Genomic DNA, 16,744 nt, shown 5'->3' on the forward strand with positions numbered 1-16,744 from the left:
AACGCCGGTGCAGTTCTTCTTCATTTCTCTTTGGGATAAAGCATCGCAGGTAAGGATAATTTTATTTACCGGTCGCATGCACAAACTCCATTGTTTTTAAATTTGCAATGCTTCAATCCAAAAGGTCCAAGATGAAGAAAAACATCGCGCTGCTTACCGGCGGCTATTCACAGGAATATGAGATTTCCGTTAAAAGCGGCAAAGTAATTGAACAGCACATCGATAAGGGCCTGTTCAGGATATTCCCATTGATTATCGGAAAAGAACAATGGATATTCAGGGATTCAGCCGGATCTGAATTCCCGGTAAATCTGAACGATTTTACAATTCAACTGCCGGAAGAAAAAGTAAAGTTTGATGCTGCCTTCATCGGTATACACGGTACACCGGGAGAAGATGGCAAGCTGCAGGGTTACCTCGACATGATCGGCATACCCTACAACACTTGTGGCCGTGCCACTTCCGCATTGACTTTCAATAAATTTTTCTGTAATGAATTTGTGGGAAGGGCCGGCGTGAATGTTGCCAACACCGTTTACCTGCACAAACGCGATACGTCTGACCCGGACGCTATCCTCAGCATCACCGGTCTCCCTTGCTTTGTAAAGCCCAACAGCAACGGATCGAGCGTTGGCATTTCAAAGGTTCATTCCCGCGAAGAGCTGCTTCCGGCCATTCAGCTTGCCTTTGAATCGGATGAAGAAGTGCTGGTTCAGGAATTTATTCCCGGAGTGGAAATCACCTGCGGAATCTATGAAAAGAACGGCAAACCTGTTGTACTTCCGCTCACTGAAATCATCAGCCATAAAGAATTCTTCGACTTTGAAGCCAAGTACAGCGGATATTCAGATGAAATCACTCCGGCGCGTCTGAGTGATGAACTGGCTGAAGAATGCCGTCACATTTCACTGATGCTTTACCGCCGGCTCAACTGCCGGGGTGTCGTACGCTTCGATTACATCCTTACCCCTGATGAAATTCCAGGCAAAAGGCAGTTCTATTTCCTTGAGGTGAATACCATACCCGGCCTTTCCGAAGCCAGCATCGTTCCTCAACAGGCTGCCCACATGGGAATCAGTCTTAACCGGCTGTTTACCGATCTGCTTACGGAAACCCTGGAAAGATACCGGTAATTGCACTGTGGCAACAGGCACAATATCCTGATCAACGGTTTGATTTTCAAAGACTACAATAATTCCGGTTAAAATCAGGAAGGTTATGTCAGTTTTTATATTGCCAGCCATCATTGTAAGGTTCCGCAACGATTTTCGTATATACATGTATTACAATACTTTACCCTAGACAGAGATATCGGCTACGAATGATCCGGCATCTGAAAATGTAAAATTCCGGTATTGCCTTCCTGCAATTCACCCTTCAGATTCAACACTTCGCCCTGCCCGCCTGTCGGTTGACACGAAATGCATTTCAGCTCGCGGGGGCCTGAATTACCTTTGCTTCATCAACAGGAAAACACGATTCAGAAACATTAAAACCCAAAGCCATGAAAACTTTCATCTTCGCAACCGCAATCGCAATGATGCTGTCAATCAGCTTACAGGCATCAACCGGAGGAAAAACCGGAACCATGAAAGCAAAGGTCCATATTTTCCAGACCAACACCGAAAGTGTCGATGTCTACGTAGCCAAAATCCCGGGACAACTGGTAAAGGTCACGATATGCAGCGCATCAGGAACTCCGCTGATGAAGACACGCATTAAAAAACAGGGCAGCCGCTATCTGCGCTATCACCTGAACGGGCTTCCCGCAGGATCCTATGATGTTCTGGTTGAGCAGAACGGGGAAGTGATTTCCGAAATGAAGATCCAAAAATAATCCACGCCCGCTAAAGCATGGAATGGATGACCTCTGCACCAGCACTTACGGATCAAACGCATTATGCCGGAGAATTTTCCGGCATTTTTCCAATGCAGTTGTCTGGTGAAAGACTTTCAGGCGATAAGGCGATGGAAGGCAGTTATGGCATTGATTTCATTTTACTACCTTTGAAGCAATCAAATCCCAGGCGGATGACCGGAGAAATTTTAAAAAAACCACTTCTCAGAGTATCTCTATTCGTTCTCCTGAGCATACCTCTCCGCCTGATGCTCGATCTGTCATTCGGAATGATTTATCGTTTTTACGAAGTGATCAGGCCATGGCAGGAATACCTCGGCGCCGCACTGCTGACGGTTGCCATTCCGGAATTGGTGTTTTTACTGAAACACAGAATTAACAGGCATATCCCGTGGGAAAAAAGCCCTACGCGACGGCTGGCACTTGAATGCCTGATCATCGGCTTTACCGGACTTGTTGCCATTGTTTCCCTGCGCATCATTGTAAACTTGCTTTTGCTGAAACCAGCCTTTATCAAATTCTCCGACGAGGCCTTCACGGCAATCTATTATCTCTTCTTCCTGGTTCTGCTGCCGGCATTTCTCGAATTCGCCGTATTCCTGCTTAACCGCTGGAGAATCGGATTGGCCGAGGTTGAACGGTTCAGAAAAGAGAATGCCGAGTTCCGGTTTGAAGCCCTCAGGGCCCAGATTAATCCGCATTTTCTGTTCAACAGCCTGAACACCCTTTCATCACTGATCTATGAGGACCGCGAAAAAGCAGCTCACTTTATCAGGCACCTGTCAGATGTGTACCGTTATGTGCTCGAAAACAGAAACCGTGAAACCATCACGCTGGGAGAAGAACTCACCTTTATCAAAGCCTTTGTTTACCTTTATCAGCTCAGGTTCGACAACAAACTGATCATTTCCCTGAAGATAGAGGATGCGCTGATGCATCGGCTGATTGCCCCCATGACCCTGCAATTACTGATTGAAAATGCCGTTAAACACAATATTGTTTCGGCCAAAAGACCTTTAAACATTGATATTTTCGCAGAAAACAACCTTTATCTGAACGTCCGCAATAACCTCCAGAAGAAACAGGCTGATGAAGCCTCAACAGCCATGGGCCTGAAGAATATCGTGAGCAGGTACGGATTTCTTACCCCTCATCCCGTTGAAATCAATGAATCAGATACTGAGTTTATTGTAAAAGTCCCGTTAATCTGAACGTTATGAAAGTGCTGATTGTTGAAGACGAACCATTTGCCCAGCAGGAACTGAAAAGGTTGCTGTCGGGAACCGGCCGCGACATCAGTATAACCGGCTGCACCGATTCAATTGAAGACACCCTGGAGTGGCTCAGGAACAACAACCTGCCCGACCTCATTTTCCTCGACATACAGTTGTCGGATGGATTGAGTTTCGAGATATTCAAACAGGAGAAAATCCTTTGTCCGGTAATATTTACCACAGCCTATGATGAATACTCCATCCAGGCTTTTAAGGTAAACAGCATCGACTATCTGCTTAAACCAATCAAACCGGAAGAACTTAAGGCAGCCCTCGACAAGCTGGATGCAGTCAGAAAGTCCTATAATCCGGAGAATCCTTTGCCATTCGACCTCGCCCGGCTTGAGCAATTGCTCAGCCCGGCTTCAAAGGAATATAAATCAAGGTTTATCGCACGCCTCGGCGATCAGATCAAACACATCGGTATTGAAGATGTTGCATGGTTTTATGCCGAGGACAATGTGGTATTTCTGATCACAAAAAGCAACAACCGGTTTATCATAGATTACACCCTTGATCAGGCAATCAGACTGCTTGATCCCGGCCGGTTTTTCCGGCTGAACCGCAGTTTTATCGCCCAAATCGACAGTATAGGCAAGGTGAGCCGGTATTTCAACGGAAGGCTGGTGATTGAAATGAAGCCCGCCGCCCCTGAACCTGTTTATATCAGCAGGGCAAGGGCACAGGAATTTATCAGCTGGCTCGACCGCTAATAAAGAAGAACAATGAGAATAACCAGAAAATACTCAACCATAATCAGGATGGCAATGATCGGATTTCACGTCATCCTGTTTACTTCCTGTTATCGTCAGGAAATTGTGCTGGACCGTTTGCCGGCCAATACCCCTTCCGGGGCGGAAATTTATGTTGCCGGTAATTTCAACAACTGGGATCCCGGCGACCAGCGGTTCAGGATGGAAAGGAGAGCCAACGGTATTTATTCCATTACACTTCCCCGGGGAGTCGGTAAGCTGGAGTACAAATTCACCCGTGGTGACTGGACCACCGCTGAAAAGAACGAATGCGGCTACGACACCCCAAACCGCAGCCTGCGGTATGGTGAGCATAAAACGGTTCTGAATACGGTTTACTGCTGGGGAGACACAGAGCCAATGAATTGCATTCAGAAAACATTGGTGATTAGCGAATTACCTGAAAACACACCCGATGCCCCCGTAATTTATCTGGCTTCCACCTTCAATGGCTGGAATCCGGGAGATTTTGAGTTTATCATGCAAAAAAACGACCAGGGGCAATATTACATCACCCTTGACAAACAGGCCGAATGCATGGACTATAAATTCACGCTCGGCAACTGGGAATCCGTTGAAACAAACCCCTCGGGCAACGACATCTCCAACCGCCGTCTTTGTTTTGATAATCAGGATACTACGTATGTTGCCATCAAAGCCTGGCGCAGCACCCGGGTAAAAACCATCAGAAAAGTCACCCTGGTAATCAGCAGTCTGCCCAAAGAAACACTTCCCGGAGACCCCGTTTATGCTGCAGGCAGTTTCAACAACTGGAACCCCGGCAATAAATGGCACGCCTTTAAAACCGATGATTCAGGCAGGCGTTATCTTACCCTCGCATCTGAAGATGAAAGCATTACCTTTAAAATCACCCGGGGAAACTGGAGAAGTGTTGAAACCACCCTTTCCGGGAAAGATATCGCTGACCGCAGTTTCATTATGGGTCATGGTGATACGCTTTATCTGAAGGTCGACCGTTGGAAAGACAGATAATCCGGCGGCCGTCAATCAACGGCATTCAGTGATTTCCATATTTTGCGTGAAACCCTTACAGGTTATTCAACTCACTTCTTTTCCATTAAAACCTTGAAAAACGGCCCATCTGTTGATACCTCTGAGCGCTGTTGAGGCTGTCTCCGGAAGGTCTGTGTCATTTACCATCTCCAAACCCTGTAATTATTTTTACGGTTGATCCTGACAAAAACGCTGTTCACCGGAAGGAATAGCCTGTTCATCGACAAAAGATTTCAGATCATGATTGAAGCTGATATTTTTGTTATGAAGTTCAATATACCTGTAATGTAATTAAGATGTTGACCGACAATCCTTACGCTCTTTACAGCGATCATGAAAATCCGGACCAGTACTATACCGATCTGGAGGCATTCGCCGAAAAAACCATCATTAAGCTTTCGGAGTACCTTGGCAGGGTGACCGAAGAATTCATGAGTCATAATGCGCTGACCAGTCTGAACGTGCCCGCTTCGCGCGAAGAATATCTGTTTGAAGCCCTGCTGATCGGCTCCTTCTGGAATATCTATGGTGGCTATGCCAGTGCAACCCACGATTCGACCCTTGACATAATGAAACAGCTTGCCGGACTGCGCCGGGTAAAGGGGATTACAGTCATAACCGCCGATAAAACAAGAGGCTTGCTGGGCATAAAACTGATGAAGAGTCCTGAACACCGCGATGATTTTCTGATTCCCGGAGTTAACGGATTCGAAAAGCTGATTCAATGGATGGAAGCCACTGGTGAATTCCAGCGTGAAGCACTCCGTTTCAGGGATTGGCTGGCCTTTTTTAAACATGAGGACGAAACCTACACATTTATATCCATTTGCCTGATGAAAAATGCGGCAAAGCGTTTCAGCGCTGAAAGCGAATCGGCAATGGGCATTTACACCAGAGGCGTAAGCAGTTTCAACAAGCAATTTCATGAAAAATACCAGCTTCGCGAAGATGCCATCTCTGTGCTCAGGGACAGATCGGAATACCATCTGGGAATGCTGGGCGCATATATAATCAATAAGGCAACAAGAAATGAATTTCTCAAAACAAAAGAAAAGGTGTTGCTGGTTCCGGGCTGCCTGAAAAGTTGCCCGCAATCCGGGTGCAAATCAATAAAGGATGAGAAAGGAGAAATTTGCACTGGCTGCAATGCGTGTTGCAGGATAAATCAACTGAGGCAGCTTGGCGAAAAACACAAATTTGACCTGCTTATTCTCAGTCACTCTTCCGACTTATCGGCCTGGGCCGCCCGCCCCGGCGAAGAACAGCAAGTTGGTGTAGTGGGCGTCGCCTGCCTTACCACTCTATTAGCCGGCGGTTTTGAACTCAAAAAGCACGGCATTGCAGCGCAATGCATCGCGCTCGATCACTCCGGCTGCAGTCACTGGAAGGATAATCCTCAAAGCACCAGTGTGAACATCAATGAAATACTTCGCCGAATCATTGAAAATAAACCACCTTCCGGCATCGTGAACGAAAACAAAGGGACAAGGGCCGGGAATCCCGTTGCTGCATGATCAGAAACCACAAAAACCAAAATATGGCAAAAAAAGTAATCATCATAGGTGCGGGGATCAGCGGAATGTCTGCCGGTTGTTACCTGCAGATGAACGGTTTCGAAACCGAGATCTTTGAACTCCACAACCAGCCCGGCGGCCTTTGTACCAGTTGGGACAGGAAAGGATATCATATTGACGGCTGCATCCACTGGCTGGTCGGATCACGTCCGGGTTCCGGATTCTACGACGCATGGAATGAACTGATCGATATGGAGAAACTTGAAATTTATGACCATGAGGTCTTTTTCCGCTTCGAAGATGGCAAAGGGAACTATATAAATTTCTACAACAATATTGACAAGCTTGAAACCGAACTGCTGGAAAAAGCTCCGGAGGACAAGGCGGTGATCAGTGATTATATCGGTGCAGCGCGAAAGTTCAGCAAACTGAAGATGCCATTGGGAAAACCACGTGAACTTTATACGCTTGCCGATGGATTAAGCGCACTGGTTCATTTTGGTCCCTATTTGCCCCTGCTGAATAAATGGTCAAAAGTTTCCATAGCATCTTTTGCCGGAAGATGTAAAAACCCCTTGCTTAAAAAGACATTAGGGAATCTCTTTGTACCGGAAATGAGCGTTGTGTTCGTAATGATAACTACAGCCTGGATGCATAACAAGATTGCAGGATACCCGGTAGGCGGGTCTTTGCATTTTTCGCGCCTTATAGAGAAAAAGTACCATGAGCTGGGTGGTAAGATTCACTACAACAGCCGGATCAGAAAAATTCTTACAAGGAAAAGTGACGGAAAAAAACTGGCTCACGGAGTGATGAATGAAAGCGCTGAAACCTTCAATGCAGATTATGTAATCTCTGCTGCCGACGGGTACAATACGCTTTTCGAAATGCTGGAAGGTCAATTTACTGACCCAAATACCAGGAAGTTCTATGAGAAGGAACTTACATTTCCTTCTTATTTTCAGCTTTCCCTGGGCATTAACCGGGTATTGGAAACCGAAGCGTCAAGCCTGATCTTCCCGCTGAGCGCCCCCGTTGAACTGGAGCCGGGAAACATCATCAGAGATATTTCCTTAAGGGTACACAGTTTCGATCCCACCCTTGCCCCTGCCGGGAAAACTCTGCTTACAGCAATGATCACTTCAAACGGTGAAGCTTACTGGAGTGATTTGCGGATGAACGACTTCAGAAAATACAAAGCGGAGAAAGAACGCATAACCCGTGAATTGACCGAGGCCATGGAAGTGAGGCTTGGCCCACTGGCGCTGCATCTTGAGATGAGCGACCTGTCAACGCCGGCCACCGTAGTCAGGTACACCAATAACTGGAAAGGAAGCTTCGAAGGTTGGATTATGACACCCAGGCTGGGATTATTCAGGCAGTTGCCAATGACCTTACCGGGACTGGAAAAATTCTATATGGCCGGTCAATGGACAGCACCGGGAGGCGGACTCCCTACCGCGCTGATGTGCGGAAGAGGCGTTGCGCAACTGATATGCCGCAAAAGCGGACAGAAATTCACGAACAGACCGGTCAGCGTTTAATTTTGAGTAGTTTTCGTGAATAAACATCTGCCAGGCTCCTGACTTCAACCAGGTACGTACCTGCCGGCCAGCGTGAACAATCGACACTGATAAATTTCCGGTTGATTGATGTGTTTACTTTTTGAAACAGCAGCTGGCCCTGAGCATTATATACACGGATTTCAGCCGGATCAGTTGAATACCTGCCCAGCAGAATATGGAATTCATCCAGGGCCGGATTCGGAAAAACTTCAGGCACCACCCGGATGTATTTTTCCCTGATGAGGCTGTCGGCGCCAAACGCGTTGGTCACCGAAAGCTTGACGTTAAAAAGGCCTAAAGTATTATACCTGATTTCGCCCGGGTCGGCAGATGTGGATAAAGCAGGTTCACCACCCTCAAATTCCCACACCCAGCTTATGGGATTGCCCATCGACAAATCCGAAAACTTTAAGAGAGATCCTACTGCAATCACCGTAGTATCGGCAAGAAACCTGGCAATTACCTGTTTTTCATTATAGGATCCATTGATGGAATTCAACCCGCTGTTAACGGGATCGAGCCATGGCTTCAATCTTACACTGTCAGCACTGCCGTTTGAAAGCCAGGAAAATGACATTTTCCCGTAATAATCCGGCCCGCTGAGGTTATAGCATCCTGATTCTCCTCCGGTAAGCTGACCAATCACGCAGCCTTTGTTGTCGAAAAGCGGAGAACCCGAGGACCCGCCTTCGGTGGTACCATGCCCGTTGGCAGTAGCATTCCAGATTACCTTATAATGAGTTCCGGGATTAGTGCCCCACTGGCTGTTAGTAAGCGGATTGAGGTAGGTTGATATCTTTTTTACATCCCCTGACGGATGGTGAATACTGACTCCTGAGGGGCTGAGGCTTCCGGTAATATCCCATCCTGCATAGAAAGGCTCATAGGCCGGCGGAATACTTTCGTTCAACAACACCAGATAAAAATCACTGCCGTTGTTATCCAGCGGAGAACTGCTGGCGATTTTACGCGCCCCCAGCAGGGACTTGTTTGCTTCTACAGATGCATTTTCGCAATCAACAGTCTCATACCTGAAATAAAATAACCATTTTGAAACATCTTCAGCTGACGCATAGCTTCCGCCCGGACTTTTGGCACAATGGTCGGCAGTCAGCACATAGGGAAAATAATCAGCTGCAGTGTTATTCATTATGGTGCCGGTACACCAGTATGCAACAAATCCGTTTTTAATCTGTATCCTGACAACACTTCTGATCTGATCGCGCCATTCATCGCCTTCGCTGCAAGCGGTATTTACCTGACAACTGCCGGAGCGGTCCTCCATTCCCGGACGGTCTCCGGGGAAAATCATCGGACGGTAAACAAATAGAATTTCTTCAATGGTGAAATCAGAATTACCCACCATCCCGGCAGGTTCAAGAAACTCAATAATGATGCAATCGCCCTTTACCACTTCGGTGGCAAAAAAACCGTCGTGCCGGTTATTACCGGATGTAAATGCCCCGATCACGTGGCTTCCGTCTTCGGAATAAACGAAAAGAGTGGCTCCCGGTGCAAGATGGAAATTCCTGAAATACAAACCCAGTCCGGCAGCTGATGCTGACTGAAGTTTCAATCGCCATAGCCTGTCGCCGTTGTCCAGCCTGATCCAGTTACCGGCATTCCGCATTGTAAGGTCAACAGGAATACTCACTCCCATGCGCTCAGGCGTAAATGGCTCCCTGTTTTCATCTTCCCGCAACAGCTCCATGACATCCGGACCATTCACCCTCAATACCGGTAATTCGGTATGATTCTTCAATTCCTTCAGCCCGGCAGGAATCCCGCCAGCACTCTGCTGAGCGGAGGTAAAGAATGAAATGTGGATGAACCCCAGGAAAAATATCAGGAAGCAAATGCTTTTTTTCATACAGATGGCAAATGGTAGCACCAATTTTTACGATACGAAAATAAACATTATTGTCTTTGCCATGAATACCATATAAAGAAGTCATCGGAATTCAAATTCAGAAACGCAGTAACTTCAGTTATATCCGGGCATATAACGTAAAAATAATCGGCCAGACATGAAAAAAAACAAATTCTGATATTACAAAAGCAGGAATCCAAGATTAAATTAATGTAAAACTACCACACTGCCTGCTGAAATACTACTCAAGAACATCGCTGTATGAGGATTATCCAGAATAAAATTACCCTGCTTATTGTCATCACCACCCTTGTCAGTGCCATACTGGTTACAGGAATTATCGTACAAACCCGGGTAGCACACCGCATTGTTTCCGAAACCCAGGCCGTGAGCGAGTCAAACGCTTTGCGGCTCACATTCGAAGTTAATGCCCGCCAGCACGATAAACTGCTTAAAAACCTGGCCGGAACGGATGGATTGTCACCAAGAGTTTTGCTGGCAAACAACGATCCGGAGCAATTCAGGCAGCTTTTTGAAACCTATCCCATTTCTTTTATTGTAGTAACGGATTCAGCACTTATCCCCATTGCCACTTTCCCGAAGGCCAGTGCAGGGATACTCAGGGCACTCCCAACAGACCCCGAAGCATTCCGAAAATTCCGCAGCGACGGCCTGATCACCAGATATCACGAATGGATCAACGACACCCTTACCCGTATCGCTGTGATTGATATACCATGGTATCCGGGCATAAGCGGTGATCCGGCAAGCGGATTACTCTTCGCCGGGTTCCCGGTATCAGCGGATGAATTGTCATATCAGATTCAGGGCAATGCCAAACTGATGAGGGAACCTTTGGCCCTTCCGCTTACACAAACCATCAGCGAAGGTAAAGTGATTACACAACTTCCCTTGTTTGGATGGAGAAATATCCCGGTTGCTTCGCTCTGGCTTGAAAAACCATCAGAAATCCTGAATTCATTGAATGATTACCGGAAATATTTCATCTGGTTCCTCGTCATCTGTGCTACAGTATTTGTCCTTTTCATCACGGTTTATCTCAAACGCTATTACATGTGGCCACTCAGGATGTTTACCCTGGCCATAAAATTCAATGACCCCGGGTACCTGAAAATGGTAAGATACAGAGACAAGGACCTGGCAAGCCTGCAGCAGATGGTAATGAATGTATTCAGCCACGAGCGGCTTCTGAATGATATGATCCGGCGGAGAAATTCCGAGAACCTGAATGCTTTTCATGCAGCCATTTTATCACAGATCAGTGACGCTGTTTATGCCACCGACCACAAAGGCATCATCACTTACTGGAACAAGGCTGCCGAGACTATATATGCCGTAAATGAGCAGGATGCCATCGGAAAGATCGCCGATGAGCTGATCAGAAGCCGCTGGGATGACCCACACGATGAAGCGCGTCAGCAAGAGCTTTTTTACACTGACGGTTTTATGAAAGGCAGCATCAGTCAGGAACTGCCTAACGGAACCTGTATAAGGGTAGATGCCGGCATTACCAGACTCCTCGATTGCAACGGGAATCTGCTGGGCCAACTTTATGTAGCCCGGCAAACAGAAGCCAGGCCTGTAATTTAGCCATGCCGAAACGCTCCGGAAAACAATCCCCGAAACACTTACCTGAAAAATAATGCGCTGAGCACGCTGTTATTTGCTAGATTACAGCCACCAGTCACTGCATTCATCCCGGCAAACTAAATCCTTTGAAACCAGCTGGTATTTGAATGAAAGCCCGGGGGATAACAACTCTTTCCCAGCTATCTCAACAGGCCGGCATTGAACATGCACGTTGAAAATTTGTTTATCCGGCATGAACATCACAAGACTCTCAATCCTTCTGTTTTCGTTTAACAGTTTATTATTAACATCCTGCCATGCAGCGACTTATGATATACCGGAAAAAGAGATGATGACCCAGCCCGAGAAAACTGAAACCGCAACCTTTGGCTCAGGTTGCTTCTGGTGCAGCGAAGCCATTTTTCAACTGCTCAAAGGTGTAATCAAGGTAGAGCCGGGATACTCCGGAGGCGCCCGCGCCAATCCGACCTACGAGCAGGTATCTTCAGGAGCTACCGGGCATGCCGAAGTGATTCAGGTTAGCTATAACCCTGATATTATTTCATTTGAAGAGTTACTTGAAGTTTTCTGGTCAACCCACGACCCTACCACACTCAACCGCCAGGGGGCCGATGTCGGCACCCAGTACCGTTCGGTGATCTTCTATCACAATGAGCAGCAGCGTCAGCTGGCTGAAACCTATAAGGCCAGACTCGACAGCAGCGGCGCGTGGACAAATCCGATAGTAACGGAAATCAGTCCCTTTAAGGCTTTCTACCCGGCAGAGTCCTACCATCATGACTATTATAACAGGAACAGCCAGGCTCCCTACTGCACGTACGTGATCGTCCCGAAACTGGATAAATTCAGAAAGGTATTTAAGGATAAGGTCAGGAAACCCTGAGCAGAGAAATCCCGGGCTAAAACTCTCAACGGCAGGAAGAAATCATCCCAGTTTCAGCAGCTTCTGGGCCACAAGCACATACCATGAAAGGGTAAGCAAACCGCCGAGGATTCCCAGCACCAATGCGCCGCTGTAGAAAAAGGGAATAAATGAGGCCCATGCGCTGTAGATCAGCATGCAGATAAATCCCACAAAACCGGCCCATCCCGTGATGGCGCTGAAGCGGCGGTTCATCATAATTACCGATGACATAAGGATTCCTGCAATATTGATAAAGAAGAACCCCATAAATGATCCGCTTGTAAAATCTTCGCTGCCCGCCAGAATGGCCTCCCCTGCCGCCGAGAGCAGTGAGCGCTGATAGTCAGTGGTTGCCAGGGTATATTTTGTGGCCAGCGTTTGCATGGGGAAAGCCGGATTCCGGGCAATATAGATTGCGGCACCCGTCAAAAACAGCATAAGCGCAAACAGGGCGATTGGCTTGCTCAACCTTCTGTGTGCGGCATAAAGCGCATAAAAAACCGGGATTCCCAACACAAGGGTGAATATGTTCAGAAGCCCCAACCCCCGCAACGCCAGCAAAGAATCGCGCTGAAACAAACCAATCCAATCCTTGACGGAACCTTCTCCCGGATCAGGAGTTACCCCTCCCGGTAAAAAAGTAATCAGAATGTCCATTATTCCGAACGGCAGTATGGCCAAAGCCGCAATTGCACCTGTGCGGTATATCCCTCTCCAGTTGGAGGGGTTGATTGACAGTTCATTGTCATTATTCATGAGTGTATCTGCCATAATATTCGCTTTCTTAAATTAAATTGAAAATAAGCAACAAGCACTACCAGAAAAAGTGCAGGGAACAAAAGTAATCAGCTAATTGGCAAAATCCAATTAATGAGCATGATTAAAAAAACATTTAATGCTGTATCAGGTATTTTTGATCCTCAAAATTGATTACAACGGGGAATTAAGCATAAAAAACACATATTAAAATCATTTTCCAAAACTACTTGTTATAATAAATCTGCCGGCCGAAATCTCCCGGCCTGCCGATGTGAACTATTGCATTTACCCGAAAAGCTGCGTTATTTACCTTCTGTTCAATCAGTTCAATTTTATTGAACTACAAATTAACCCTGATTTTCCAGTTGTCAATCAAATAAGCGAACTATGAAAACCTCAGCACCCGTATTTATTGCCGTTCTTTCTTTTTTCCTGAATTTCACTTTTCAGGGTCATTCACAGGATGTCACCAGCAAATCAAGTGACCAGCATCTGGTTGTGCTTGTAAAATACAAGACTCAACCATTGAAAAGCAAAGAAGCAGTTGCCGGTTTGACAAAGCTGATAGAGGCGGTAAAAACTGAGCCCAACTTTGTGAGCATCACCATACTGACGGATAAAAATGACCCTTCAGTAATCATGCTTTACGAAGAGTGGAGCAATGAGGCATACTACTACGGTGATCACATGAAGACGACCCATCTGCAGGATTTTATAATTGCATCACGAGCTTACCTGATTGGTCCGCCTGAAATTACCGGGTGGAAGATTGAGAAGAAATTTGCTGCAGAATAACTCCCATAATCCGGAAATTATCTTCCCGGTCCAGTCCTGCAGAATTCAAGCATTTAACTAGCTATCGCGCTGCGTTTCCTTCAGAATCACATCGTGTGCGCCACCTTCTATAATACTGGTGGAAGAAACCATCGTGATTTTAGCTACCTGCTTCAATTCCTGAATCGATAAGGCTCCGCAGCTGCACATGGTGGATTTGATTTTTCCCAGGGTTATATCCAGGTTATCTTTGAGCTTTCCGGCGTAAGGCACATAGCTGTCCACGCCTTCTTCAAATTTCAATGAAGCATTGCCACCCATATCGTACCGCTGCCAGTTTCTGGCACGGTTAGAGCCTTCGCCCCAGTATTCTTTCACATAGTTACCGCCAACCATCAGTTTCTTGGTCGGGCTCTCATCGAAACGGGCAAAATAGCGGCCCATCATCAGAAAATCGGCGCCCATGGCCAAAGCCAGCACCATATGGTAATCCTGCACTATCCCTCCGTCGGAACAGATGGGAATGTATTCACCGGTTCGCGCATAATAGGCATCGCGGGCTTTGGCAACTTCTATCAGGGCGGTGGCTTGCCCCCTGCCTATCCCCTTCTGTTCGCGCGTAATGCAGATGGATCCTCCGCCAATCCCGACCTTGATAAAGTCGGCACCCGCTTCAGCCAGATAATTAAATCCGTCGGCATCCACTACATTGCCGGCCCCGATCTTCACGTCAGGACCGTAGTTTTCCTTTACAAAACCAATGGTTTCCTTCTGATACTCCGAAAATCCATCGGAGGAATCAATACACAACACATCCACACCCGCTTCAACAAGCCTGGGGATACGTGCTGCGTAATCACGGGTGTTGATGCCTGCACCTACCAGCAGCCGTTTGTGGGTATCGAGTAGTTCGTTCGGATTGTTCTTGTGATTGTCGTAGTCTTTTCTGAACACAAAATATTTCATGCACTGGTTTTCATCAATCACCGGAAGGGTATTGATTTTATTGTCCCAGATAATGTCATTGGCTTCTTCAAGACTGATACCGTGCTTTCCGGTGATCAGCTTCTCAAAAGGCGTCATAAAGTCCCTCACCTTCTTATCCTGGCTGTCCTTTCCGGGACGGTAATCCCTGCTGGTGACCATGCCCAGCAACCTGCCGTCCGCTTTGCCGTTATGGGTTACGGCAATGGTCGAGAACCCCGTTCTTTCCTTCAGTTCAAGTACATCTGCAAGGGTATGTTCAGGAGTCAGGTTGGCATCACTTACTACGAAACCCGCCTTAAATTTCTTCACCTTTCTGACCATTTCAGCCTGCTCTTCAATTGGCTGGGAGCCAAAAATAAACGACAGACCCCCGTTCCGGGCCAGTGCAATGGCCATATTTGAATCCGAAACAGACTGCATAATGGCCGAAACCAGCGGAACATTCAGGCTGATATCCGGCCGTTCCCCTTTTCTGAACTTCACCAGGGGTGTTTTCAGGCTGATTGCACCGGGCGTGCATTCCTTCGTGGTGAGTCCCGGTATCAGCAGGTACTCATTGAAAGTCCTTGAAATATCGTTGATAATCTGTGCCATAATAGTGATCTAAGGAACTGCAAAGCTAAAGAAAAAGCTGTCAGATACGGGCAGACACAGGCACTTTCACCAAAGAAATATACCGGATCTGCTTATTCAGGCGCTGGCTGGCACGGGACCGGACCTGCCAGTGAAACCAATGAAACATACGGAAACAAAAAACCCGCTGAAGCGGGCTGATTGAGATTTTGATTGTTGCAATTATTAACTAATTGATAATCAATACAAATTTGCTTTGTGCGGATGAAGGGACTCGAACCCCCACGCCTCTCGGCACCAGATCCTAAGTCTGGCGCGGCTACCAATTACGCCACATCCGCAAGCGGGGGCAAAGATACAACTTTTTGCATTGACATCAATAATGCGTTTTAAAACAGATCAACCACGCCGGGTTATAAATCAGCTAATCCTTCAGAATATGACTGTAAATGCCTTCCGGAAAGAAATAACAGGAAAACCAGCCGGCAACCGGCATCCATAAAGCGTTGTAATTTCCTTCACCTTCCTCGTAAACGTATTTCCGGATGTAAGTATCGTCCCCTGCAGTATATTTTTTGGTTATCGTCAGGTTTTGCCGGTCATAAATATATTCCTCCACGGCATTTACCGCACCGGCATTGCCATTGATCACTTCGTAGCCTGATATTTTTACCAAACCGGCACCGGAATACTCAAGTTTGGCTTTAGCCATCAGATTGCCATTTGCATGAACCATTGAAAACTGCGCCGGAAAACCATCCTCATAGCCGATTTCTTCAGTAACATATAAGGTTGAATCAGACAGGAGGACCTGCATTGAAACCAACTTTTCACCGGAGTAGCTATATATGAGGCGGTTTCTTAATTCAGGCGGTGAATTGTGCGAAATCCGTTCGATTACATCACACTGTTTCAGGAGGGAGCCATTCCAGATAAAGTACCGGAAACTGTGCGCGAAACCATCGGTCCGGAATACATAATCCCGGATCTTACCATGAAGCATGGTCATGATTTCGTCATTGCTTACGGGTATCCATTCATTTTCATGTAAACTGTAATAACGCCTGGCAACAGTATCCTCAGAATAGCTGATGAGACATTTCTCTGTCATTTCATCACCATAGTATGTATAAATGCCCGTTATACGGTTGTCATCATATTCGATTTCGGAGCGGAAATCCAGGGCTTCGCCATGAATAACGGTTTTCAGCCTCAGCCCTTCACCGAACTTCTTCATGGGCTCCGGATCTTCTTTATTACATGAGGTAGATAACAAAAGGATAAACAGG

General features: G+C 46.8%; 14 protein-coding genes and 1 tRNA gene. 10 read left to right on the forward strand and 5 right to left on the reverse strand.

The features are described from left to right. The first annotated feature begins 131 nt into the window (after positions 1 to 131). The 7 genes from TBC1_RS05160 to TBC1_RS05190 all read left to right on the forward strand — a co-directional run bounded on the left by TBC1_RS05160 (position 132) and on the right by TBC1_RS05190 (position 7,956). On the forward strand, positions 132 to 1,133 hold the full coding sequence (locus tag TBC1_RS05160) for a D-alanine--D-alanine ligase (RefSeq protein WP_062039451.1): 1,002 nt from the start codon (positions 132 to 134) through the stop codon (positions 1,131 to 1,133). A gap of 371 nt (positions 1,134 to 1,504) precedes the next feature. Beyond that, positions 1,505 to 1,837, forward strand: coding sequence for a hypothetical protein (locus TBC1_RS05165; protein WP_137305443.1), 333 nt, complete (start codon positions 1,505 to 1,507; stop codon positions 1,835 to 1,837). Positions 1,838 to 1,863: 26 nt separating this feature from the next. Further along, entirely contained in the window at positions 1,864 to 3,069 is a 1,206-nt protein-coding gene (locus TBC1_RS05170) for a sensor histidine kinase (RefSeq protein WP_172668834.1), read from the forward strand. Positions 3,070 to 3,074: 5 nt separating this feature from the next. Further along, positions 3,075 to 3,845 (forward strand): LytR/AlgR family response regulator transcription factor, encoded by a 771-nt coding sequence (locus TBC1_RS05175; protein ID WP_062039459.1) that lies wholly within the window; start codon positions 3,075 to 3,077, stop codon positions 3,843 to 3,845. A gap of 12 nt (positions 3,846 to 3,857) precedes the next feature. Further along, on the forward strand, positions 3,858 to 4,877 hold the full coding sequence (locus TBC1_RS05180; RefSeq protein WP_137305445.1) for a glycogen-binding domain-containing protein: 1,020 nt from the start codon (positions 3,858 to 3,860) through the stop codon (positions 4,875 to 4,877). Positions 4,878 to 5,194: 317 nt separating this feature from the next. Continuing rightward, on the forward strand, positions 5,195 to 6,412 hold the full coding sequence (locus TBC1_RS05185) for a DUF116 domain-containing protein (RefSeq protein WP_062039464.1): 1,218 nt from the start codon (positions 5,195 to 5,197) through the stop codon (positions 6,410 to 6,412). 23 nt (positions 6,413 to 6,435) lie between these two features. Further along, positions 6,436 to 7,956, forward strand: a complete 1,521-nt coding sequence (locus TBC1_RS05190) for a phytoene desaturase family protein (RefSeq protein ID WP_172668835.1) — start codon at positions 6,436 to 6,438, stop codon at positions 7,954 to 7,956. Here TBC1_RS05190 and TBC1_RS05195 read toward each other — a convergent pair. Further along, positions 7,946 to 9,847 (reverse strand): T9SS type A sorting domain-containing protein, encoded by a 1,902-nt coding sequence (locus TBC1_RS05195; RefSeq protein ID WP_062039470.1) that lies wholly within the window; start codon positions 9,845 to 9,847, stop codon positions 7,946 to 7,948. The two genes, TBC1_RS05190 and TBC1_RS05195, sit on opposite strands and share 11 nt — an antisense overlap. A 261-nt stretch (positions 9,848 to 10,108) precedes the next feature. Here TBC1_RS05195 and TBC1_RS05200 point away from each other — a divergent pair, with 261 nt between their 5' ends. Together TBC1_RS05200 and msrA are read left to right on the forward strand one after the other, a co-directional pair. Next, a complete protein-coding gene (locus TBC1_RS05200) occupies positions 10,109 to 11,458 on the forward strand; it encodes a PAS domain-containing protein (RefSeq protein ID WP_062039473.1) in 1,350 nt (449 codons plus the stop codon). Between the two features lie 232 nt (positions 11,459 to 11,690). Further along, positions 11,691 to 12,341, forward strand: a complete 651-nt coding sequence (msrA, locus tag TBC1_RS05205; RefSeq protein ID WP_062039476.1) for a peptide-methionine (S)-S-oxide reductase MsrA — start codon at positions 11,691 to 11,693, stop codon at positions 12,339 to 12,341. 42 nt (positions 12,342 to 12,383) lie between these two features. Here the strand turns inward: msrA and TBC1_RS05210 are convergent, their stop codons facing one another. Beyond that, positions 12,384 to 13,133 (reverse strand): hypothetical protein, encoded by a 750-nt coding sequence (locus TBC1_RS05210; protein ID WP_062039479.1) that lies wholly within the window; start codon positions 13,131 to 13,133, stop codon positions 12,384 to 12,386. Between the two features lie 375 nt (positions 13,134 to 13,508). On the opposite strand from TBC1_RS05210, the gene TBC1_RS05215 reads away from it, so the two are divergent. Next, a complete protein-coding gene (locus tag TBC1_RS05215; RefSeq protein WP_062039482.1) occupies positions 13,509 to 13,916 on the forward strand; it encodes a putative quinol monooxygenase in 408 nt (135 codons plus the stop codon). 57 nt (positions 13,917 to 13,973) lie between these two features. Here the strand turns inward: TBC1_RS05215 and TBC1_RS05220 are convergent, their stop codons facing one another. The 3 genes from TBC1_RS05220 to TBC1_RS05230 all read right to left on the reverse strand — a co-directional run bounded on the left by TBC1_RS05220 (position 13,974) and on the right by TBC1_RS05230 (position 16,692). Then, entirely contained in the window at positions 13,974 to 15,476 is a 1,503-nt protein-coding gene (locus TBC1_RS05220; RefSeq protein ID WP_062039485.1) for an IMP dehydrogenase, read from the reverse strand. A 238-nt stretch (positions 15,477 to 15,714) separates the two neighbouring features. After that, positions 15,715 to 15,796: transfer RNA gene (locus TBC1_RS05225), tRNA-Leu, on the reverse strand. A gap of 83 nt (positions 15,797 to 15,879) precedes the next feature. Beyond that, positions 15,880 to 16,692, reverse strand: coding sequence for a hypothetical protein (locus TBC1_RS05230; protein ID WP_062039488.1), 813 nt, complete (start codon positions 16,690 to 16,692; stop codon positions 15,880 to 15,882). Positions 16,693 to 16,744: the final 52 nt, after the last annotated feature.

Source organism: Lentimicrobium saccharophilum (assembly GCF_001192835.1).
GTDB classification, from domain to species: Bacteria; Bacteroidota; Bacteroidia; order Bacteroidales; family Lentimicrobiaceae; genus Lentimicrobium; species Lentimicrobium saccharophilum.

Coding starts and splice junctions, on each gene's coding strand:
- TBC1_RS05220 (WP_062039485.1), bottom strand. CDS start 15,476: ATGGCACAGATTATCAACGATATTTCAAGGACTTTCAATGAGTACCTG.
- TBC1_RS05190 (WP_172668835.1), top strand. CDS start 6,436: ATGGCAAAAAAAGTAATCATCATAGGTGCGGGGATCAGCGGAATGTCT.
- TBC1_RS05170 (WP_172668834.1), top strand. CDS start 1,864: ATGACCTCTGCACCAGCACTTACGGATCAAACGCATTATGCCGGAGAA.
- TBC1_RS05230 (WP_062039488.1), bottom strand. CDS start 16,692: ATGAAGAAGTTCGGTGAAGGGCTGAGGCTGAAAACCGTTATTCATGGC.
- TBC1_RS05180 (WP_137305445.1), top strand. CDS start 3,858: ATGAGAATAACCAGAAAATACTCAACCATAATCAGGATGGCAATGATC.
- TBC1_RS05160 (WP_062039451.1), top strand. CDS start 132: ATGAAGAAAAACATCGCGCTGCTTACCGGCGGCTATTCACAGGAATAT.
- msrA (WP_062039476.1), top strand. CDS start 11,691: ATGAACATCACAAGACTCTCAATCCTTCTGTTTTCGTTTAACAGTTTA.
- TBC1_RS05175 (WP_062039459.1), top strand. CDS start 3,075: ATGAAAGTGCTGATTGTTGAAGACGAACCATTTGCCCAGCAGGAACTG.
- TBC1_RS05200 (WP_062039473.1), top strand. CDS start 10,109: ATGAGGATTATCCAGAATAAAATTACCCTGCTTATTGTCATCACCACC.
- TBC1_RS05165 (WP_137305443.1), top strand. CDS start 1,505: ATGAAAACTTTCATCTTCGCAACCGCAATCGCAATGATGCTGTCAATC.
- TBC1_RS05195 (WP_062039470.1), bottom strand. CDS start 9,847: ATGAAAAAAAGCATTTGCTTCCTGATATTTTTCCTGGGGTTCATCCAC.
- TBC1_RS05210 (WP_062039479.1), bottom strand. CDS start 13,133: ATGGCAGATACACTCATGAATAATGACAATGAACTGTCAATCAACCCC.
- TBC1_RS05215 (WP_062039482.1), top strand. CDS start 13,509: ATGAAAACCTCAGCACCCGTATTTATTGCCGTTCTTTCTTTTTTCCTG.
- TBC1_RS05185 (WP_062039464.1), top strand. CDS start 5,195: ATGTTGACCGACAATCCTTACGCTCTTTACAGCGATCATGAAAATCCG.